20 protein-coding genes are annotated in these 20,682 nt (G+C 69.7%); 7 read left to right on the forward strand and 13 right to left on the reverse strand.

The annotated features are described in order from the left end of the window. The first annotated feature begins 145 nt into the window (after positions 1-145). The 5 genes from ACLF3G_RS06595 (at position 146) to holA (ending at position 6,545) form a co-directional block, all read left to right on the forward strand. A complete protein-coding gene (locus ACLF3G_RS06595; RefSeq protein ID WP_430668547.1) occupies positions 146-1,393 on the forward strand; it encodes a porin in 1,248 nt (415 codons plus the stop codon). Positions 1,394-1,549: 156 nt separating this feature from the next. Next, the gene (locus tag ACLF3G_RS06600) at positions 1,550-2,095 is read left to right on the forward strand and encodes a DUF3576 domain-containing protein (protein ID WP_430668548.1); all 546 of its coding nucleotides are present in this window, start codon (positions 1,550-1,552) and stop codon (positions 2,093-2,095) included. A 91-nt stretch (positions 2,096-2,186) separates the two neighbouring features. After that, on the forward strand, positions 2,187-4,838 hold the full coding sequence (gene leuS / locus ACLF3G_RS06605; protein ID WP_430668549.1) for a leucine--tRNA ligase: 2,652 nt from the start codon (positions 2,187-2,189) through the stop codon (positions 4,836-4,838). A 121-nt stretch (positions 4,839-4,959) separates the two neighbouring features. Continuing rightward, complete coding sequence (lptE, locus tag ACLF3G_RS06610; protein ID WP_430668550.1) at positions 4,960-5,514, forward strand: LPS assembly lipoprotein LptE; 555 nt, start codon at positions 4,960-4,962, stop codon at positions 5,512-5,514. 20 nt (positions 5,515-5,534) lie between these two features. Beyond that, positions 5,535-6,545 carry a DNA polymerase III subunit delta gene (holA, locus tag ACLF3G_RS06615; RefSeq protein WP_430668551.1) on the forward strand — a complete coding sequence of 337 codons (1,011 nt, stop codon included), beginning with the start codon at positions 5,535-5,537 and terminating at the stop codon, positions 6,543-6,545. A 14-nt stretch (positions 6,546-6,559) separates the two neighbouring features. Here holA and ACLF3G_RS06620 read toward each other — a convergent pair whose 3' ends face one another. From ACLF3G_RS06620 to ACLF3G_RS06645, 6 genes are read right to left on the reverse strand one after another with little or no spacing between them, the layout of a single operon-like run. Then, complete coding sequence (locus ACLF3G_RS06620; protein WP_430668552.1) at positions 6,560-7,420, reverse strand: ParB/RepB/Spo0J family partition protein; 861 nt, start codon at positions 7,418-7,420, stop codon at positions 6,560-6,562. Beyond that, positions 7,417-8,229 (reverse strand): ParA family protein, encoded by an 813-nt coding sequence (locus tag ACLF3G_RS06625; RefSeq protein WP_430668553.1) that lies wholly within the window; start codon positions 8,227-8,229, stop codon positions 7,417-7,419. The genes ACLF3G_RS06620 and ACLF3G_RS06625 overlap by 4 nt, the downstream gene beginning before the upstream one ends. Continuing rightward, on the reverse strand, positions 8,210-8,809 hold the full coding sequence (gene rsmG, locus ACLF3G_RS06630; protein ID WP_430668554.1) for a 16S rRNA (guanine(527)-N(7))-methyltransferase RsmG: 600 nt from the start codon (positions 8,807-8,809) through the stop codon (positions 8,210-8,212). Before rsmG ends, ACLF3G_RS06625 begins: the two co-directional genes overlap by 20 nt. Positions 8,810-8,851: 42 nt before the next feature. Further along, the gene (mnmG, locus tag ACLF3G_RS06635; RefSeq protein WP_430668555.1) at positions 8,852-10,726 is read right to left on the reverse strand and encodes a tRNA uridine-5-carboxymethylaminomethyl(34) synthesis enzyme MnmG; all 1,875 of its coding nucleotides are present in this window, start codon (positions 10,724-10,726) and stop codon (positions 8,852-8,854) included. A gap of 18 nt (positions 10,727-10,744) precedes the next feature. Next, positions 10,745-12,070, reverse strand: a complete 1,326-nt coding sequence (gene mnmE, locus ACLF3G_RS06640; RefSeq protein WP_430668556.1) for a tRNA uridine-5-carboxymethylaminomethyl(34) synthesis GTPase MnmE — start codon at positions 12,068-12,070, stop codon at positions 10,745-10,747. Between the two features lie 48 nt (positions 12,071-12,118). Beyond that, complete coding sequence (locus tag ACLF3G_RS06645; protein ID WP_430668557.1) at positions 12,119-12,499, reverse strand: (2Fe-2S) ferredoxin domain-containing protein; 381 nt, start codon at positions 12,497-12,499, stop codon at positions 12,119-12,121. A 144-nt stretch (positions 12,500-12,643) separates the two neighbouring features. Between ACLF3G_RS06645 and ACLF3G_RS06650 the strand changes: the two genes are divergently transcribed. Then, positions 12,644-13,135: a methylated-DNA--[protein]-cysteine S-methyltransferase gene (locus ACLF3G_RS06650; protein WP_430668764.1), complete on the forward strand. Its 492-nt coding sequence runs from the start codon at positions 12,644-12,646 to the stop codon at positions 13,133-13,135. Beyond that, a complete protein-coding gene (locus ACLF3G_RS06655) occupies positions 13,132-14,103 on the forward strand; it encodes a quinone oxidoreductase family protein (protein WP_430668558.1) in 972 nt (323 codons plus the stop codon). Before ACLF3G_RS06650 ends, ACLF3G_RS06655 begins: the two co-directional genes overlap by 4 nt. Positions 14,104-14,140: 37 nt before the next feature. Here the strand turns inward: ACLF3G_RS06655 and ACLF3G_RS06660 are convergent, their stop codons facing one another. The 7 genes from ACLF3G_RS06660 to ACLF3G_RS06690 all read right to left on the reverse strand — a co-directional run bounded on the left by ACLF3G_RS06660 (position 14,141) and on the right by ACLF3G_RS06690 (position 20,650). Further along, positions 14,141-14,884 carry a GNAT family N-acetyltransferase gene (locus ACLF3G_RS06660; protein WP_430668559.1) on the reverse strand — a complete coding sequence of 248 codons (744 nt, stop codon included), beginning with the start codon at positions 14,882-14,884 and terminating at the stop codon, positions 14,141-14,143. Between the two features lie 2 nt (positions 14,885-14,886). Continuing rightward, positions 14,887-15,456, reverse strand: a complete 570-nt coding sequence (locus ACLF3G_RS06665; protein WP_430668560.1) for an HD domain-containing protein — start codon at positions 15,454-15,456, stop codon at positions 14,887-14,889. 120 nt (positions 15,457-15,576) lie between these two features. Continuing rightward, the gene (rho, locus tag ACLF3G_RS06670; protein WP_430668561.1) at positions 15,577-16,851 is read right to left on the reverse strand and encodes a transcription termination factor Rho; all 1,275 of its coding nucleotides are present in this window, start codon (positions 16,849-16,851) and stop codon (positions 15,577-15,579) included. A gap of 306 nt (positions 16,852-17,157) precedes the next feature. Next, a complete protein-coding gene (gene hemJ / locus ACLF3G_RS06675; protein ID WP_430668562.1) occupies positions 17,158-17,610 on the reverse strand; it encodes a protoporphyrinogen oxidase HemJ in 453 nt (150 codons plus the stop codon). Then, complete coding sequence (locus tag ACLF3G_RS06680; protein WP_430668563.1) at positions 17,607-18,275, reverse strand: HAD family hydrolase; 669 nt, start codon at positions 18,273-18,275, stop codon at positions 17,607-17,609. Before ACLF3G_RS06680 ends, hemJ begins: the two co-directional genes overlap by 4 nt. Positions 18,276-18,283: 8 nt before the next feature. Further along, positions 18,284-19,423 carry a ferrochelatase gene (gene hemH, locus ACLF3G_RS06685; RefSeq protein ID WP_430668564.1) on the reverse strand — a complete coding sequence of 380 codons (1,140 nt, stop codon included), beginning with the start codon at positions 19,421-19,423 and terminating at the stop codon, positions 18,284-18,286. Between the two features lie 75 nt (positions 19,424-19,498). Further along, positions 19,499-20,650, reverse strand: a complete 1,152-nt coding sequence (locus ACLF3G_RS06690) for a hypothetical protein (protein WP_430668565.1) — start codon at positions 20,648-20,650, stop codon at positions 19,499-19,501. Between the last annotated feature and the right edge of the window lie 32 nt (positions 20,651-20,682).

Consider the following 20,682-nt stretch of genomic DNA (forward strand, 5'->3'; position numbering starts at 1 on the left):
AACACTGTCTCAACGAAGTCGCGGCGCCCTGCTTTGGCCGGTTGCCCGGAGCGTAACCACCGGACCATTATCCCCCCGGGCTCGACTGCTGCCAGGGGGGAACCTGGTAGCGGCGTCCTGCCGAGGGGGGCAGGCGGGTCGTCGCATGCCGGGGGCCACCCGGTGCAGGAGGAGGTTTTTGAATATGCGCAAGATTCTGCTGGGCACCACTGCGGTGGTCGGCGCCGCGCTGCTGGGCATCACCGGCGCCCAGGCGCAGACGGCTCCGACGGTTCGCGTGGGCGGCTACTTCGAGTTCACCGGCGGCTACATCAACGACGACAACGACAGCGGCGCTGTCACGCTGACCGCCCCGGGCCGCCCGAACGAGACCGTCAGCCGCTCCAAGCTCGATTTCCGCACCGACCTGGAAATCAGCGTGATCGTGCGCGGCAAGGCCGCCAACGGCCTGTCCTACGGCGCCGAGATCGAGTTCCAGATCGACGCCAACAACACCTCCGCCACCGCCGTCGACACCGACGAGGCCTGGGGCTTCATCTCCACCCCGACCCTCGGCACCCTGCAGTTCGGTGACCAGGACAGCGCCGCCGACCAGCTGAAGGTCGCCGCGCCGGGCATCACCAACCTCGGCGAGTCGGGTGGCTGGGACGAGTTCATCGCGCCGGGCGCCGATGGCACGCGCTACATCCTGTCGACGATCAACGACGGCAGCGACGCCACCAAGATCATCTACATGTCGCCGCAGTTCTTCGGCTTCGACTTCGGCGTCAGCTTCGCGCCGAACGGCAACGAGGGCGAGAACTTCCTGGCCGGCGGCAGCAGCACCGTGCTGCAGCGCGACCCGAACCAGGGCTCCATCCGCAACGAGCTGTCCGGCGCCATCCGCTACCGCGGCAGCTTCGGCAACGTCGGCGTGGCCGCGGCCTTCTCCGCCATGCGCGGCGATGCTCCGGACGCTCACAGCGCCGCTGTGCAGATCCAGGATCCGAACGCCTACCAGGCCGGCCTGAACCTGTCCGCCTTCGGCGTCACTGTCGGTGGCCACTACATGTGGGGCAAGTACGCGGGCGCTTCCTTCGGCCGCGCCGGCATTCGCGAAGGCCTGGGCAACTCGTCCAACTGGACGCTCGGCGCCACCTACCGCGCCGGTGCGATCTCGGTCGGCGCCTTCTACTCGCTCGGCCAGCGTGACAACGGTGCCCTCGCCGATCGCGAGCAGCGCGCCATCGGCGTCGGTGCGGTCTACACCATCGCTCCGGGCCTCGAGGCGTTCGCGAACTACACGAACATCTCGGACGAGAACATCGCCAACAACGCCGCGAACCCGACGTCGATCGTGACCCGCAACCGCGACATCGACGTGTTCATCCTGGGCACGCGCCTGGCCTTCTGATCCCTCAAGGATCGGCAGCCTGAAGGGGGCGGCGGGGAAACCCGCCGCCCTTTTTCGTGGAGTGACTTCTGCCGTTACAGGCCCGCACTTTGCGCGGCGGCGCCATGGCGCTAAACATCGCGTCAGGAAGGGCCCCGCCGGGCCGGGATGGGAAGCATGCGCCTGACGCAATGGATGATGGTGGCCCTGACGGGCACCGTGCTGGCCGGCTGCGGCTCGCTGGGCGACAATTTGCGGACGCCGGGGCTGGATGAATACAGCTCCGATCGCCGGCGCGACCAGGTGCGCGGGCGGATTGGCGGCACAGATGGCATCCTGATCTTCGGCACGGACCGAAGCCAGCAGCGCCCCGGCGCCGGCCAGGATGGCGGCGGCATCGGCGTCAACGCCTATCTCTGGCGCGCGTCGCTCGATACCCTGTCCTTCATGCCGCTGTCCTCCGCCGATCCCTTCGGCGGCGTGCTGATCACGGACTGGTATTCGCCGCCCGGCAGCCAGGGAGAGCGTTTCCGCGCCACCGCCTATGTGCTCGGCCGCCAGCTGCGCTCCGACGGGGTGCGCATCGCGCTGTTCCGGCAGGAGTTGCGCGGCAATGCCTGGGTCGACGTGCCGGTCGCCGCCAGCACGGCGGCGGAACTCGAGGACCAGGTGCTGAACCGGGCGCGGGAGCTGCGGGCGCAGTCGGTCGCCGCCTCCGGCTGAGGCGCCGCCTGCGGCTCAGGCACCGCCCTTCCCAGGGGGGCCGGGGAGGATTATGCCTGTGGCTCAACCCCAGGCCATGCACCGCAGCACGATGAACGAGATTTCCCCGGCCCACCCCGCTGGCCAGGACCCGGCCCAGAGCCAGCCGGCGCGGCACGATTTCGCTGCCGCCGAGCCGCGCTGGCAGGCCGAATGGGACCGCCGCGGCTGCTTCAGCGTGCCGGACGTGCCGCCGCCGGGGGCGCGGAAATACTACGTGCTGGAGATGTTTCCCTACCCCTCCGGCAAGATCCACATGGGGCACGTCCGCAACTACACGCTGGGCGACGTGGTGGCGCGCTACAAGCGCGCGCGCGGGCACTTGGTGCTGCACCCGATGGGCTGGGACGCCTTCGGCCTGCCGGCGGAAAATGCGGCGCGGGAGCGCGGCGTGCACCCGGGCCAGTGGACCTACGACAACATCGCCAACATGCGCACCGAGCTGAAGCGCATGGGCCTGTCGCTGGACTGGTCGCGGGAATTCGCCACCTGCGACGTGGGCTACTACGGCCAGCAGCAGAAGCTGTTCCTGGACTTCTGGAAGGCCGGCCTGGTCGAGCGCAAGGAAAGCTGGGTGAACTGGGACCCGGTGGACGGGACCGTACTGGCGAACGAGCAGGTGATCGACGGCCGCGGCTGGCGCTCCGGCGCGCTGGTCGAGAAGAAGAAGCTGTCCCAGTGGTTCCTCGCCATCACCAAATACGCGCCGGACCTGCTGGAGGCGCTGGGTGGGCTGGATCGCTGGCCTGAGCGCGTCAAGCTGATGCAGTCCAACTGGATCGGCCGCAGCGAGGGCGCGCGGGTGCGTTTCCGGATGGCGCAGCCGGTGGCCGACATCGTGGAGGCGGAGGTGTTCACCACACGCCCGGACACGCTGTTCGGCATGAGCTTCCTGGCCGTTGCCGCGGAACACCCGCTGGCCGCCGCCGCGGCCGCCGCCAATCCGGACGCGGCTGAGTTCGTTGCCGAATGCCGGCGCATGGGCACCAGCGAAGCGGCGATCGAACAGGCGGAAAAGCGCGGTTTCGACACCGGTTATCGCGTGGTGCATCCCTTCACCGGCGAGACCTTCCCGGTGTGGATCGCCAACTTCGTGCTGATGGAATACGGCACCGGCGCGATCTTCGGCTGCCCCGGCCACGACGAGCGTGATTTCGAGTTCGCCCGCAAATACGGCCTGTCCATCAAGCCGGTGGTTCTGCCGCCTGGCGCAGATCCGGCCAGCTTCACGCTGGGCGATGCCGCCTATACCGGTGACGGCACCATCTTCAACTCGGACTTCCTGGACGGCCTGACAGTGCCGGCGGCCAAGCGCGCGGTGATCGCGCGGCTGGAGGAAGCCGGCCAGGGCACGGGTGTGGTGAACTGGCGCCTGCGCGACTGGGGCGTGTCCCGCCAGCGCTACTGGGGCTGCCCGATCCCCGTCATCCACTGCGACGATTGCGGCGCGCTGCCGGTGCCGGCGGACCAGCTTCCGGTGGAACTGCCGCAGGATGTGGACTTTTCCCGCCCCGGCAATCCGCTGGATCACCACCCGACCTGGAAGCACGTCGCCTGCCCGAACTGCGGCAAGCCGGCGCGGCGCGAGACCGATACCTGCGACACCTTCGTCGACAGCTCCTGGTACTTCGCCCGGTTCTGCTCGCCGCAGGCGGCCGAGCCGGTCATGCAGGACGCGGTGAATGCCTGGCTGCCGGTCGACCAGTATATCGGCGGCATCGAACATGCGATCCTGCACCTGCTCTACAGCCGCTTCTTCACCCGGGCCATGAAGGCGACAGGGCATCTGGAGGTCTCGGAGCCCTTCGCCGGGCTTTTCACCCAGGGCATGGTTCAGCACGAAAGCTACAAGAGCCCGGATGGCCGCTGGCTGTACCCGGAGGAGGTGGAGTTCTCGCTCGCCGCCGATGGCACGCGCAGCGCCACGCTGAAGGGCGGCAACGCCCCGGTGACCATCGGCCGCGTCGAGGCGATGTCCAAGTCGAAGCGCAACACGGTCGATCCCGGCGCCATTATCGGTCGCTATGGGGCGGATACGGCGCGCTGGTTCATCCTGTCCGACAACCCGCCGGAGCGGGACATGGAGTGGACGGAATCCGGCGTCGCCGGCGCCTTCCGCTTCACACAGCGGGTCTTCCGGCTGGCCGCGAACGCCCTGCCGATGCTGCCCCCGGCCGGAACGCCCCAGGGCCCGGCGATGGGTGCCGCGAAGAAGCTGCGGCAGGTCACGCATCGCAGCATCGTCGCGGTGACGGAAGCGCTGGACAGCTTCGCGTTCAACGTCGCCGTCGCGCGTATCCACGAATTCGCCAATGCGATCGGGGAGGCCGAGGCGGCTTCCGGCGCCGAGGGCATGGGCGCGGCACGGCGGGAGGCGCTGGAGATGCTGGCGCGGCTGTCCGCGCCGATGATGCCGCATCTGGCGGAGGAGCTTTATGCGCTGCTCAATCCAGATGCCTCGACGCTGGTTGCGGAGCTGCCCTGGCCGGAGTCAGAGCCGGAGCTGGTGCGGGCGGAGACGATGACGCTGGCGGTGCAGGTGCTCGGCAAGCTGCGCGCGACCATCGAGGTTCCGGTGCAGGCGGCGGAGGCCGACATCTTCGCCCTGGCCGAGGGCGATGAGAACGTGCAGCGTGCGCTGGGCGGCAAGCCGGTGAAGAAACGGATTCATGTTCCGGGGCGGGTGGTCAATTTCGTCGTCTGAACCTTTGGGGCGTCGCGGGCTGCTCGCCCGGACTGGCCTCCTGGCTGGGACCCTGGGCCTTGGCGCCTGCGGTTTCCGGCCGCTGTATGGCAGCGGGGGCACGCCGCCTGGAACGCCGGAGGTGCGGGCGCAACTGCAGGGCGTGCGGGTGGAGGTGTTGCAGGAGCGCTTCGGACAGCTGCTGCGCCGCGCCCTATACCAGCGGATGGGCCAGGATGTCGGCGGGCCTGGCGCGGGCGAGGTGCGTTACCAGTTGCGGGTGGCGCCGGCCCTGCAGCAGGAGGCGGTTGGCATCCAGCGCGACGGCACCTCATCCCGAGTCCGCACCATCGGCACGGTGAATTGGCTTCTGGCACAACCGGGGCCGCCGCCGGTGACGCTGGCCTCGGGCGTCGAGCGCAGCATCGAGGCCTACAACATCCCGCCGAGCCAGTTCTTCGCCTCCGACAGCAGCCGGGAGTTCGCCGAGCAGCGCCTGGCGGAAACGCTGGCGGACCTGACGGTGACGCGGCTGGCGATCTTCTTCCGGCAGCCCGACTTCCGGCAGCCCGACACGGGGCTGGTGGCGCCGGCCGGTGCGTCTGCGCCGGTCATGCCGCTGCCTGGCGCCGATCTCACGCCGGTCGACCCCGCGGCGCGGGGCCTGCCGCCTGGGCTCGGCACGCGCTTCCGGTAGCGTTGCCGTAGGCCAGGACCGTGAAGCTCGAAGCCTCTCGTGTGGCAGCGTTCCTGGGCAATCCGGGCTCTGCGCGCGCCGTGCTGCTGTACGGCGACGATCCGGGGCTGGTGCGGGAACGGGCCGAGGCCCTGGTGCGTGCCGTGCTGGGAGGCGCGCTTTCAGATCCATTCCGACTGACGGAGCTGACGCGGGATGAGGCCGCGCGTGGTGGCGCCCTGGCCGGGGAGGCCGCTGCCCTGGCAATGACAGGCGGGCGCCGCGTGGTCCGGCTGCGCGAGGCGACGGATGCGCACGCGACGCCGCTGCAGGAGGTGCTGGCAGGCCAGGGCGAGGCCCTGGTGGTGCTGGAGGCGGGGGAGATCACCGCGCGCTCCAAGCTGCGCGCCCTTGCCGAGGCGGCGCCTTCCGCCATGGTCATCGCCTGCTGGCGGGAGAAGCCGGAGGCACTGGTGGCGACCATCGGCGGGCTGCTGCGCGAACAGGGCGTGCAGGCGGACCCGACCGTACTGCAATGGCTGGCTGCGCGGCTCGGCGAGGACCGGATGCTGCTGCGCCGCGCGGTGGAAGTGCTGGCGCTGCATGCCGGGCCTGGTGGTCGCGTGGACGAAGCAGTGGCGCTGGCCTGTGTGGCCGAAGGTTTGACTGCGGACCTGGACGTGGCGCTGATGGCGGCGACGGCCGGCGATGCGGCGGCGGCAGACCAGGCGCTGGATGCGGCCTTTGCCGAGGGCGCCAATCCCGTGATGGTGGTGCGGTCCGCGCTGCGGCATGTGCAGCGTCTGCAGGAAGCCTCGGCCGCCGGTGGCGATGCAGGGGGTTTGCGGCCACCGGTGTTCTTCAAGCACCAGTCGGCCTTCTCCCGCGCCCTGCGGCTATGGCCGCTGCCGGCGCTGGAGGCGCAGGGGGCGGCTCTGCTGGAGGCCGAGCGCCGCACCAAGACGACCGCCTTCCGGGACGTGAACGAGGCGCTGGCACGGGCCAGCGTCGCTGCCCTGGCGCGGCAGGCCGCCGGCTTCGCCCGGCGCTGACGCGCGGGCAGCCCTCAGCCGCCGCCCGTCAGCAGCCGGACCAGCCCATCCAGTTGGTCGAGATCCCGATAGCGGATGGTGACCTCTCCTCCGCGGGCCTGGGGCCGCACCGCGACCTTGAGACCGAGGCGCTCGGTCAGATCCCTCTCGAGCGCGCGTGTCTCCGGGTCCTGTGGCCGGGGCGGGGGCGAGGAGGCCTTCGGCGTGGCGGCGGCCAGCGCTTCCGTCTGGCGCACGTTCAACCCACGCGCCACGACCTGGGCCGCGAGGCGGCCCGGGTCCTGCGAGCCGACCAGGGCGCGGGCATGGCCGGCGGAGAGGGCGCCGTCGCGCAGCAAGTCCCGCACCGGGGCGGGCAGGCCGAGCAGCCTGAGGGTGTTGGCGACATGGCTACGGCTTTTGCCAACCGATTGCCCCAGGCTTTCCTGCGTCAGGCCGAACTCCTCAAGCAGGCGCTTGTAGCCCTCGGCTTCTTCCAGCGCATTCAGGTCCTGGCGCTGGAGATTCTCGACCAGGCCAGCCGCCATCGCCTCCCGGTCGCCGAAGTCGCGGATGACGACCGGCACCTCATGCAGTTGCGCCGCCTGGGCGGCACGCCAGCGCCGCTCGCCGCCGATGATCTCGTAGCTGCCGGGGCTGCCCTGTTTCGGGCGGGCCAGGATCGGCTGCAGGATGCCGTGCTCCCGGATCGAGGCGGCAAGTTCGTCGAGGCCGGTGCGGTCCATGCCGCCGCGGGGCTGGAAAGGGCCGGGCTCCAACGCCTCGATCGGCAGGCTGCGCAGCGCTTCCGACGGGTTGGCGGCGGGCGCGTCCGGGATCAGGGCGGATAGGCCGCGACCGAGGCGTGAGGTGGGTTTGCGTGTGGTGCTGCTCATGTGGCGCGCTGTGGCGCACGCTCCCGCTTCAGGAATTCGGCGGCCAGCTTGACGTAGGCCTGGGCGCCCGGTGAGCGGAAATCGTACAGCAGGACCGGCAGGCCGTGGGAGGGAGCCTCGCTCACGCGGACGTTCCGGGGAATGGCGGTTTCATAGACCTTGTCCTTGAAGAAGCCGCGGACGTCGCTGGCCACGAGCTCCGAAAGATTGTTGCGGCGGTCCATCATGGTCAGGACGATGCCGTCCAGGCGCAGGCGCGGGTTCAGTGACCGGCGTACCCGTTCGATGGTGCGGGTGATCTGGCTGATCCCCTCCAGCGCGAAGAACTCGGTCTGCAGGGGCACCAGCACTCCATCCGCCGCGACCAACGCGTTGAGGGTGATGAGGCCGAGCGAGGGCGGGCAGTCGAAGAAGACGTAGTCGAAATCAGCCAAGGCCTCCCGCGCCTCGGACAGCGCGAGGGTGAGACGGCGTTCGCGATCCTCAAGCCCGACCAGTTCGATCTCGGCGCCGGCGAGGTCCGGGTCGGCGGGCAGGATGAACAGGTTGGGGATCTGCGTGGGGCGGAGCAGTTCATCCAGTGGGCGACCTTCCACCAGCAAGGCGTAGCTGCCGGCGGCGCGGTCCTGCCGGCTGATGCCGAGCCCGGTCGAGGCATTGCCTTGCGGGTCCAGGTCGAGCAGCAGCACCTTGCGGTCCGTAGCCAGCGCGGTGGCCAGGTTGATGGCGGTCGTCGTCTTGCCGACACCACCCTTCTGGTTGGCGAAGGCCAGCACCCGCGGGTGGCGGTCAGGCTTGCGGCTGGACATGACGGATGCCTGACAGGCGGAAGATGGTGGAGTCGGGGTCGGTCTGGCTGGGGAAACGCTCGACCTGGCAGGACCAAGTGGCCATGGCATCCGCCAACTCCTGCTCCGCGGTGCGACCCTTGGGGAAGATGGCGGCTCCACCAGGCGCCAACAGGCGGTGCGCGTGTGGCAGCAGGCCGTTGAGCGGCGCCAGGGCCCGCGCGGTCAGGATGTCGATGGGAGGCAGTTGGACATCCTCGATTCGTTCGACGTGTATGTTCACCTTCGGCAGGGCCAGCCGTGCCGTAGCCTCGACCAGGAAGGCTGCCTTGCGGCGATCTGCCTCGACCAGATGCGTCTCCAGCCCCGTCACCATCGCCAGCACCAGACCAGGGAGGCCGGCCCCTGAACCGAGATCGGCCAATATCCCACCTTCGGTGGGCAGCAGAGCCGCAAGTTGCAGGCAGTCCTCGACATGTCGCTGCCGCAGCACCCCGGCCGGCGCCTTGGCGACCAGGTTGATCCGGTCGTTCCAGCGCAGCAGTAGGTCGAGGTAGGCCTGCAGCCGCGCCTCGACTGCCGCATCGAGTGGCGGCCGCATTGGCGACGTGGTGGAAGGGGAGAGGTGTTTCACGTGAAACACCTATAACGCCTCCGGCTGGCTGCGTCGAAGGTGGATGGCGAGGGCGGCTACGGCAGCCGGTGTTATTCCGGGCACGCGGCTGGCGCTGCCCAGGCTGTCCGGATTCGCCCGGCCCAGCCGCTGCTGCATTTCTGCTGACAGGCCTGGAATGGCACGAAAATCCAGATCGGGCGGCACCGCCACGCCATCCTCCCGTGCCAGCATCCGACGCTCCGAGTCCTGTCGGCGGAGATGCGGCGCGTAGAAGGCTTCGGCCTCCACCTGTGTCGCTACCGCCGGCGGCAGGTCGCCTAGCCACGGAAACGCCTGGGCCGCCATGCTCGCGGTGACATCGGGCAGCGCCAGCACTTCGAGCACCGTGCGCCGGCGCCCATCCTGGCGGATCGGGATGCCAGCCTCGGCCAGGACGTAGGGCGTTGCCTCATCCACCGCAGCGCGTGCGAGGCTGGCTGCAACCTGGTTGCCGAAGGCGACCTGCCGTGCCGCGCGCGCCGGCCCGATGCAACCCCAGGCAAGGCCGCGCTGCGTCAGCCTGAGGCCCGCATTGTCCGCCCGCAGGCTGAGCCTGTGTTCGGAACGAGCGGTCAGCATGCGATAGGGCTCGGTGACGCCGTGACTCACCAGGTCGTCGAGCATGACGCCAATGTAGGCCTCGCCGCGTCCCAGCACGCGGTCGGGCTCGGTGCCTCCGGCCCGCTGCGCGGCGTTGAGGCCGGCCATCAGGCCCTGCGCCGCCGCTTCCTCATAGCCGGTCGTGCCGTTGATCTGGCCCGCCAGGAACAGGCCAGGGGCCACTCGGACTTCCAGGGTCCGGCGCAGTGCCCTCGGGTCGACGTGGTCGTACTCGATGGCATAGCCCGGCCGCAGGATCCGCGCGTAGCCGAGACCGGGGATGGAGGCGATCAGCGCCGCCTGGATCTCCTCCGGCAGGCTAGTCGAGATGCCGTTCGGGTAGACCGTGTTGTCGTCCAGCCCCTCCGGCTCCAGGAAAACCTGATGGCGTTCGCGGTCCGCGAAGCGCACCACCTTGTCCTCTATGGATGGGCAATAGCGCGGGCCGACGCCCTGGATGCGGCCGGCATAGACTGCGGTGCGGCCGAGATTGGCGCGGATCAGGTCATGGGTCGCTGGCGTGGTCCAAGTGATGCGGCACAGCACCTGCGGGTTGCCCAGGCGCTCCGTCATCCAGGACATCGGCTCCGGCGGCTCGTCACCCGGCTGCGGCTCCAGCGAGTCCCAGTCGATGGTGCGTCCATCCAGCCGGGGTGGCGTGCCGGTCTTCAGACGGGCGAGCGGTAGGCCGAGACGGTCCAGCGCGCGGGCGAGGCCAATGGAAGGCGCCTCCCCGGCGCGACCGGCGGGGCGGCGCGCCTCGCCCAGGTGGATTTCGCCACGCAGGAAGGTGCCGGTGGTGAGTACGACGGCGCCACAGGCGATGCGGCGGCCAGCAGTGCAAATGATGGCGCGGAGTTGCCCGGTCGCATCCAGTTCCAGATCCTCGGCTGACTCAGCAGCCAGTGTCAGATTGGGTGTCTCGGCCAGCAGGGCCTGCATGGCTTCGCGGTACAGGCGCCGGTCCGCCTGGATGCGCGGCCCGCGCACGGCGGGACCCTTGCTGCGGTTCAGCACCTTGGCATGAATCGCCGCCGCATCGGCCGCGCGCGCCATCAGACCATCCAGCGCATCGACCTCCCGCACCAGATGGCCCTTGCCGATGCCGCCGATGGCGGGGTTGCAGGACATCTCGCCGATCGTGTCCAGGCGGTGGGTCAGCATTAGGGTCTGCGCGCCGCACCGGGCCGCCGCGGCCGCGGCCTCGCAGCCGGCATGGCCGCCGCCCACCACCACAACGTCGTAGCTCTCGTTGATCGCCATGGGTGCGGTATAGGCCCTCTACTTGCCGATGCAGAAGTCCCGGAACACCGCATCGAGCACCTGTTCCACCTCCACCCGTCCGGTAAGGCGCCCGAGCGCCGCAAGGGCTGCTCGATATCCCTCTGCCACAACCTCCGGCAGGGCCGCCTCCCGCGCCTCATCCAGCCGGGCCAGCGCCTGGTCGAGCGCCGCACGGTGCCTGGCGCGAGTCAACGCCGGCGCGGCGACCAAGCCGGCGAGGCGACGCACCAGATCCTCGAGGGCCGCACGCAGCGCCGGCAGCCCGGCGCCGGTCACGGCGCTGGTCGGCAGCACGACCCGTCCCTGCAGGGTGGGCGATGGCGCCAGATCGCCCTTAGTGCCCACCACCACGACGTGCTCGGCCTTCGCCAGCAGGGCGAGCGTCTCCGCGTCTGGCGGGGCATCGCCGGCGAAGGCCGCGAGCACTATGTCCGCTGCATCGGCCCGTAGCGCCGCTCGCCGCACCCCTTCCTGCTCGACCGCGTCGAGCGTGGTCCGGAGACCCGCGGTGTCGGCCAGCAGGACCGGAACGCCCGCCAATTCCAGCCGGCACTCCACCACGTCGCGCGTCGTGCCCGGCGTCGGTGACACGATGGCTGCATCCCGCCCGACCAGTGCATTCAGCAACGTGGATTTTCCGGCGTTCGGTGCGCCGATGATAGCAATGGAAACGCCGTCCCGCAGGCGTTGACCGCGCCCCTGATCCGCCAGATGCGCGGCGATCTCCGCCCGCAGCAACTCGGCTGCGTCCCGCGCCTGGGCAGGAAGATCGCTCGGCAGGTCGTCCATCTCGAATTCAATGGCGGCTTCCTGCTGGGCCAGGATTCGGGTCAGCCGCGCGCTCCAGCCGCCATAGAGGCTTGCCAGCGCGCCGCCGGCCTGGCGCAGGGCCTGCCGGCGCTGCGCCTCGGTCTCCGCGGCAATCAGGTCTGCCACCGCCTCGGCCTGCGTCAGGTCCATGCGGCCATGCAGAAAGGCGCGCCGGGTGAACTCGCCCGCTTCCGCCGGGCGACATCCCAATGCCAGCAGCGCGGTCTCGACGCGCGCCACCACGGCGCGCCCGCCATGCAGGTGAAGCTCCGCCGCGTCCTCACCGGTGTAGCTCCCCGGACCCGGGAACCACAGCACCAGCGCCTCGTCCATCACCTGCCCATCATCGGGCGCGCGCAAGCGCCGCAGGCTGGCGTGGCGCGGCTGCGGCAATCGTCCCGCAAGCCGCTTCACCACTTGGCCTGTACGCGGCCCCGACAGCCTCAGAACCGCAACGGCCGCCAGCCCTGCACCGGATGCTCGCGCGAAGACCGTATCCATCAGGGATGACATCGGCTGCCCTGGCGACGCTGGTGTTTCACGTGAAACATCGCGCGAGTCTCAACTCTTCGGCGGCAGCACGTCCTGTTCCGTCAGCATCAGGTGCCGCGCCCGGCCGCCTTCCACCAGATGCGCCTGCAGGATTGCGTCCACATCGTCGCGCGTCTTCGGGCTGTACCAGACGCCCTCCGGGTAGATCACAAGCGTCGGCCCGAATTCGCAGCGATCCAGGCAGCCGGCCTGGTTGATGCGCACGCCCTTCAACCCAAGCTCCTTCGCCCGCGCCTTCATGTAGTCCCGCAGCGCTTCGCTGCCGCGTGCGGCGCAGGAGCCGCGGCGGTGGCCATCGGGTCGTCGGTTGCAGCAGACGAAGACATGCGCCCGGAAATAGGGCGGAGGATCGGCGGCATCGGCCGCCGGATCGGCTACGGCATCGGTCAAGCAAGCCTCCGCTCATCCAGGCACAGCCCCGCATTTAGCGAGGCATCCGGCCCCCGACCAGGGCCGACGCGACACCCTCCGACAAGACCTGGCTTGACGACACCCCGTAGAGTGTGGCGCATGGCGATCCCCTGGACGGATCGCATGCCACAACTCTCCTGCCTTACCCCGATCGGCGACCTGACCATCTCCGCCGAGGACGGCGCGATCGTGGCCCTCGACTGGGGTCGCGGCCGGGACCAGGAGGAAACGCCACTGCTGCGAGAAGCGGCCACACAACTCCAGGACTATTTCGACGGCTTGCGCACCGTCTTCGACCTGCCGCTGGCCCCGCACGGCTCGCCCTTCCAACAGCGGGTCTGGGCGGCGTTGCGCGATATCCCGGCCGGGGAGACGCGCTCCTACGGCGACCTGGCCCGACTGCTCCAATCCTCGGCCCGGGCGATCGGGCAGGCCAATGGTCGCAACCCCATCCCCATCATTATCCCCTGCCACCGGGTCGTCGCCTCCGGCGGCCGGATCGGTGGTTATTCCGGTGGCGACGGCGCCAGTACAAAGCGCATCCTGCTCGGCATCGAGCAGCGCGGGCACGCCGCCCTTTTCCTCCCCCAAGATCCAGGGACCACATCCCCATGAACCACGCCATCCGCATCCACGAATATGGCGGCCCCGAGAAGATGGTGTGGGAGGAAATCCCGCTGCCATCTCCGAAGCCAGGCGAGGCCTTGGTCCGCCACCAGGCCGTCGGCCTGAACTACATCGACGTCTACTTCCGCACCGGCCTCTACAAGGCGCCCTCACTGCCCGCGACCATCGGGATGGAAGCCGCGGGCGTGGTAGAGGCCGTGGGCGAGGGCGTCACCCACGTAGCGCCCGGTGACCGCGTCGCATACGCCACCGCCCCGATCGGCGCCTATGCCGAGGCCCGCGCCATCAAGGCGGACCGCCTGGTGAAGGTGCCGGATGCGATCGCCCCGGAACAGGCGGCCGCCATGATGCTGCAGGGCATGACGGCCGGCTTCCTGCTGACCCGCACCTACAAGGTCCAGCCCGGCCAGACGATCCTGGTCCACGCCGCGGCCGGCGGCGTCGGCCTGATCATGACGCAGTGGGCCAAGCACCTCGGCTGCACCGTCATCGGCTGCGTCAGCACGGAGGAAAAGGCGGCGCTGGCCAAAGCCCATGGCGCCGACCACACCGTCATCGGCCTGGAGTCCCTCCCCGCCCGGGTGAAGGAGATCACGGGCGGTGCCATGCTGCCCGTGGTCTATGACAGCGTTGGCCGCGACAGCTTCACGACGTCACTCGATTGCCTGGCGCCCTACGGGATGATGGTGTCCTACGGCAACGCCTCCGGCCCGGTCACCACTGATATCGGCATTCTCGCCGCCAAGGGGTCGCTGTACCTGACGCGCCCGACACTCGCGACCTACACCGCCAAGCGTGAAGATCTGGAAGCGCATGCCGCGGCGCTGTTCGACGTGGTTGCCAAGGGCGCCGTGAAGATCCGCGTCAACCAGAGCTTTGCGCTGAAGGACGCGGCCGAGGCGCATACGGCCCTCGAAGCCCGCAAGACCACCGGCAGCACGGTGCTGATCCCCTGAGGTCACGCTGCGGCACCGGGACCCCCGGCGCCGCATCCTACCGCGACATCAGGTAGCGGTAGCGGTACAGCTCGGTCATCCCCAGCCGCGCATTCATCGCCAGCGAGGCCAGGTTCGTGCAGGACACCTGGGCATAGGCCCAGCGAGCACCCTGGCTCGCCGCCCAGGCCCCGGCTGCGGCCATCACCCGCTGGCCCAGGCCACGCCGGCGGAACTCGGGCCGCACCGCCAGGTCGAACAATCCAGCCAGTTCGCCATCCGCCGTGACGAAGGCGCTTGCGGCTGGCACCCCGTCCTCATGCAGCAGGACCCAGGCGGCCGGCACGCCCAGGAACCCGGCCATTCCCGCCTTCTCGGCCCGCCGCGCCTCGGATTGATGCTCCGCGGTCGCCACCACTGCCAGCCAGCGTTGTTCCGGCCCCGCCAGCATTTCGGCCGCGGGATCCGGTCGCGCGAAGCCGGACAGCCGCCCGCAGATCACTTGGCTCTCGTCCCGCCCCGTGTAGCCCCTTGCCGCAAGCAGCGCCTCCAGCCCCTCCGGGTCCAGGACGGTGGAACGAAAACGGCAGGGCTGGCCGGCCCGGGCGTAGAAGGCCTCGATCCGGTCCACCCGCCGCGGCAGGTCCGGGTCCGGTCGCGGGTCCAGCCCGCAGGCGGCGTTGGCGCGCCCGGTCCCGCCCAGGAACCGCCGCACCACGAAGCCGCCTTCGAAGGCCAGCACCGGTGCCGGCACCGCGGTCAGCGTGGCGCGCTCCACCGCCAGGATTTCAGGGCGCGCCATGCTCACGCCTCGGCCGCCAGCCGGGCCATCGCCTCGCGGTAGGTCACCTCGAACAACGCATCCAGCGCCGGGTTGGCGCCCTTCAAGCCGGCCGCCACGCGCCCGGCCCAGCCGACATACTCCACCCGCCGCGCATGATCCCAACCAGCCGGCGGACTGGCCGAGATGGCGCGCAGGTTCGAAATCTTGTCGGCCAGCTTGAGCATCTTCGCGCCCGCCGTCTTGCCTTGCGCATGCCGCACCTGAATTGCCTTGCGCGCCTCCTTCGGCAGCGACTTGTCGTCCGTCGCCTCCGCCACCAGCCCGGCGACGGCCTCGCCGAACTCGGCAACCAGCCGCTGATGCGTGATCGGCTCCGGGTCGGCGTCGCTATCCTCGACCGTATCGTGCAGCAGCGCGGCCAGGATCGCATCCTCCGGCGCACCATGCGCCGCCAGGATCTCGGCCACCTCCAGCACGTGGTTCACATAGGGCTCAGCGGCGGAGCCCTTGCGGCGGTGCCCGGCATGCACCCGGGCAGCGAACAGCGCCGCCCGCATCAGCCGGGCGCAGGGGGAGGTCTCGGTATTCATGGCAACGTCCGGATCGGGGGGCGGGGCAGGGTGCGCCCGGGCCGTCCGATCCAGCGGGATCCAGCCGGCCGGCGCGAGGGCCGGCGGCGCGGGGGCGCATGGCCACCCGCGCCGTGGCGATCAGGTATTCATGGCGTCGAAGAAGTCCTGGTTGGTCTTGCTGTACTTCAGCTTATCCAGCAGGAACTCCATGGAATCCTGGGTACCCATTGGGTTCAGGATGCGCCGCAGGACCCACATCTTGGACAGCGTGGCGCGGTCTACCAGCAGTTCTTCCTTGCGGGTGCCGGACTTGGTGATGTCGATCGCGGGGAAGGTGCGCTTGTCGGACAGCTTGCGGTCGAGGATGAGCTCAGAGTTACCAGTGCCCTTGAACTCCTCGAAGATCACCTCGTCCATGCGGCTGCCGGTGTCGATCAGCGCGGTGGCGATGATGGTCAGGCTGCCGCCTTCCTCAATGTTGCGCGCCGCGCCGAAGAAGCGCTTCGGGCGCTGCAGGGCGTTGGCGTCCACACCACCGGTCAGCACCTTGCCCGAGGACGGCACCACCGAATTGTAGGCGCGGCCGAGGCGGGTGATGCTGTCCAGCAGGATCACGACGTCGCGCTTGTGCTCGACCAGGCGCTTCGCCTTCTCCAGCACCATTTCCGTGACCTGCACGTGGCGCGTCGCCGGCTCGTCGAAGGTGGAGGCGACCACCTCGCCGCGCACGGTGCGGGCCATGTCGGTGACTTCCTCCGGCCGCTCGTCGATCAGCAGGACGATGAGGAAGACGTCGGGGTGGTTCGCCGTGATCGACTTGGCGATGTTCTGCAGCATCACCGTCTTGCCGGTGCGCGGCGGCGCCACGACCAGGGCGCGCTGGCCCATGCCGATCGGGGCCACCAGGTCGATGATGCGGTGCGTGTAGTCCTTCGTCGGACCCTTCGCCACCGCCTCGGCGTCCGGGTTTTCCATCTTCAGCCGCCGGGTCGGGTACAGCGGCGTCAGGTTGTCGAAGTTGATCCGGTGGCGGAGCGCCTCCGGCGGCTCGAAGTTGATGGTGTCGACCTTGAGCAGGGCGAAGTAGCGTTCGCCATCCTTCGGCGCGCGGATCTGGCCTTCGACCGTATCGCCGGTGCGCAGGCCGAAGCGCCTCACCTGGGCCGGGGAGACGTAGATGTCGTCCGGCCCCGGCAGGTAGTTGGCCTGCGGGCTGCGCAGGAAGCCGAAGCCGTCCGGCAGGATTTCGAGGGTGCCGTCGCCGTAGATCGCCTGCTCGTTCTCCGCCAGCGTCTTCAGGATGGCGAACATGATGTCCTGCTTGCGCAGCGACGACGCGTTTTCCACCTGCAGCGACTCTGCGAAGGCGAGGAGGTCGGCCGGGGCTTTGGCCTTGAGTTCGGATAGATGCATGTGCGGACGCGTCCGTCGTGCGCGAGGAAGGGGATCAGGCGGACCTGGAGTCTCGGTCTCGGCCATGGAAGCTGCCGCAAACGTGGCAACCGGGCCCGATGGCCTGTCCCGCGCCGCGATCCCGTTGCACGGGCTGGGTTGCAGCGACCAGGAGAACTGAGGGAGGATTTTCGACCATGCCGCAGGACGCGACACTAGGCCATCTGTCGAAACGACCGCTCAACCTTATGGTCCGGCGCCAGTTCCGTCAATCGTCATATGGCCACTGCCTGCCGGCTTTCCAAGTCAATGCCGCGGAGGCTCGGGTCAGAACGGCTTCACGATCACCATGACGACGATCACGATCATCAGCAGGGTCGGCACCTCGTTCAGCCAGCGCCACGCCTTCTCCGTCCGCGGCCGCCCATCCGCCTCGAACCGCTTGCGGGCGGCGCCCAGCATGCCGTGGAAGCCGCTCATCACCAGCACCGCAGTCAGCTTCAGGTGCCACCAGCCGGCCGCCCAGTCCACCGCGCCTGGCGTCAGCACCAGCAGGATGCCGAACAGCCAGGTGGCGATCATCGCCGGGTTCATGATGGCCTTCAGCAGCCGCCGTTCCATCACCTTGAACAGCTCGGACCGCGCATCCGCGACCGGCACCTGCATGTGGTAGATGAACAGCCGCGGCAGATAGAACAGCCCTGCCATCCAGGCGATCACCGAGATCAGGTGCAGCGACTTGGTCCACAGGTAGAAAGGCGCCAGGAACTCCACCGTCACGCCGCCACCTCCGCCAGGCCGAGCAGCCCCGGCAGGTCCCGCATGTCGTGGAACGGCTCCGCGCCCACCGCCGCCAGCGTCGCAGGGTTGCTCGCATGGGCGAAGCCCAGCACCCGGCACCCTGCCGCCACGCCGGCCCTGCTGCCGGTGACGCTGTCCTCCACCACCACGCAACGCGCCGGATCGGCACCGCAGGACGCCGCGGCGGCGCGATACATGTCGGGCGCCGGCTTCGGCGCCGCGACATCGTCATAGGAGAAGGTCCGGCCACGGAACAGCTCGGTCAGCCCGAGGCCCTGCAACTTCGTGGTCAGTTCGAGGCGGGAGGAATTGCTCGCCACCGCCACCGGGATGCCCGCCGCGACGATCGCCCGTACGGCGTCCAGCGCGCCGGGCACCGGCACCACCTGCTCATGCAGGGCGCGCAGCACGCGGGCGATGACGCCCTCCACGAAATCCGACGGCACGCTGCCCGTCCCGAGCCGCGCCTCGACCAGCGGCACGATGTTGCGCCAGGACAGGCCGATGAAGCGGCGTTCCGCCTCCGCCGCGTCCATGGACCAGCCAAGGGCGGAAACTTCCTCCGCGATGATCCGGTTGTGCAGCGCCTCGCTGTCCGCCAGCACCCCGTCGCAGTCGAACAGCACGGCCTGGGGCCGGAGCATCACCGGCTTCACGCGGGCTCCTTGACGCGCGCGCCGGCATTCGCCTCGCGCAGGATGACGTGGGAGCAGTTGCCGAACTGCTGCGGGCATTGCCGCGGCCCGGCGAAGGAGCACAGATGCCGCCCCGTGCCGCGCGCATGCCGCACCAGCCCGGCCAGGGCGGCGATGAAGCCTGGGTCGGAATTCTGCGCCGGTGCCCTGAAATAGCCGGGCACGCCGAGCTTCTCGGCTTCCTCCCGGTATTCGACGTCGAGCTCCACCAGCGTCTCCGAATGCTCCGACGTGAAGGCGATCGGCACCACCAGCACCGCCACCTTGTCGTGCCCGGCCCGCTCCAGCTCATCCTCGGTGGAGGGGCTGATCCATTTCTGCGGCGTGACGCGGGACTGGTAGCAGACCACGTGGTCGAGCCCCGGCAGGTCCAGCCGCTCCACCACGCGCGCCACCGTCTGCTCGACCTGCCACTGGTAGGGATCGCCGGCCTTGACGATGGTCTCCGGCAGGCCGTGTGCGCTGAACAGGATGCGCAGCGGCACGGCAGGGTCGAGTTCCGCCCGCGCCTTGTCCCAGGCGCCCCGCACCTGCGCCGCGGTGGCGGCGGAGAAATCCGGGAAGGAGTGGAAGCAGCACAGCGTCGTGGTCGGCGCGCGCAGCCCGACCCGCTTCGCCGCCTTGTCCCAGGCCAGCGCGCTGCTGCCCGTGGTGGTGGTGGAGAATTGCGGATACAGCGGCAGCAGCAGCACCTCGTCGGGGCCCCAGGCCTTCACCGCGGCCGCGGTCTCCTCGCTCATCGGGTGCCAGTAGCGCATGGCGGTGAAGCATTTCGCCTCCACCTCGCCCTCCGCGTTCAGTACCGCCTCCAGCGCCTCGCCCTGGGCGATGGTGAGCTCCAGCAGCGGCGACTTGCCGCCGAGGATCGCGTAGTTCTCCGTCGCCGGCTTGGTCCGTCGCCAGGCGATCAGCCGGCCGAGCCAGGGACGCACGAAGCCGGGCACCCGCAGGATCGCCGGGTCGGTGAACAGGTTGACGAGGAAAGGGCGGATGCTCTCCGGCGCGTCCGGCCCGCCCAGGTTGAGCAGCACGACCGCAAGCCGCTTTCGGCTCGGGGCGGCGCGGGCGGCGGGCGGGGTTCGAGCTTCAAGGTCCATCACCGACCCGACATGCCACGTCGCGGCCCGGGGTCAAGGGCGGGCGGGACGCCGGGACGCGATTCATCTGCCGAGTCATCCCGTGGCGGCACGCCCGGCGCCGGTGCCGCGTGCCGCCACCTGGCCCTGCAGCCGCGCCAGCTCCTCGGCCAGCGGGCGGAACACCTGCCGGCGGCCATGCAGAGGCGTCAGCTCGAACAGCCCGTTCTCGCAGTAGCGGTCCTCATCCCAGCCGAAGTGGGAGATCACCGGGTACAGGCAAACCCCCTCGACCTGGACGCCGAGCTGGGACGCCGCCAAGGCTTCCTCCGTCACGTAGCGCAGCCAGGTGGGGCGCGGCGCGCCCTCGATGCTGGTCTCGGCCACGAAGATGCGGCGCGGGGCATAGCGCGCGGCGGTCTCGGCCAGCAATTCGCGGAACGGGCGGTAGCGAGCGGAATCGAAGACGCTCAGCGGCTCGGCGTGGTTCAGCCACTGGTTGTTCCAGTAGTAGTTCACGCCGACCACATCCAGCAGGTCCTCCGCCCCGCCGAGCTCCGGCGCCTCCCGCCCCGCCAGCATGTCCCAGGCCTGCCACTGGCTGGCATTGTGGGCCCGCACCTCCGCGGCCTCGCCAGGGTGGCGCGGGACGATGTTGATCACCGGGTCGATCGCCGCGAAGCGCGCCCCCGGCGCCACCTCCCGCACCGCCCGCGTCGCCGCCGCCGCCGCGCGGATCAGGTTGCGCTTGAGGTCCATGCCCCGACCGGTCGCGTGCGGCGAGGATCGCGCCATGTCGCCGCCCGAAAATGCAATGAAGGACATCTCGTTGATTGGGCAGGCGAAGGGCGCTCGCCCGGTTTCCTCCACATGCAGCCGGGCGAAGGCAGCGGAGAAGCGGGCGAAGCGGTCGACGAAGGCAGGCGAAAACACGTCCAGATCATCCGGCCAGCCATAATGGCACAGATCCCACATCACCTGCGTCCGCGTCGCCTCCGCAGCGCGCAGCATCGGCAGCAGCGAGTTCCAATCGTAGCGGCCCGGGGAGGTCTCGATCAGGTGCCAGCGCAGCCCGTCGCGCGCCGTGCGGATGCCGTGTTCGGCGAGCTGGCAGTAATCCTCCAGCGCCAGCAGGTCGTGCCGGGTGGAGGCGATCATGTCGAGGCGCCGGCGCGACATGTTGCGATGCGTCGAGCACTCGAAGCCGGCCAGGAAGAAGGACTGGAACAGGGGGTCGGGGGGGGTCACGCGGAACTCCGTAGTGCAGCGGGATGCTCAGC

This window comes from Falsiroseomonas sp. HC035 (assembly GCF_050563525.1).
In the GTDB taxonomy this organism is placed as follows: Bacteria; Pseudomonadota; Alphaproteobacteria; order Acetobacterales; family Acetobacteraceae; genus Falsiroseomonas.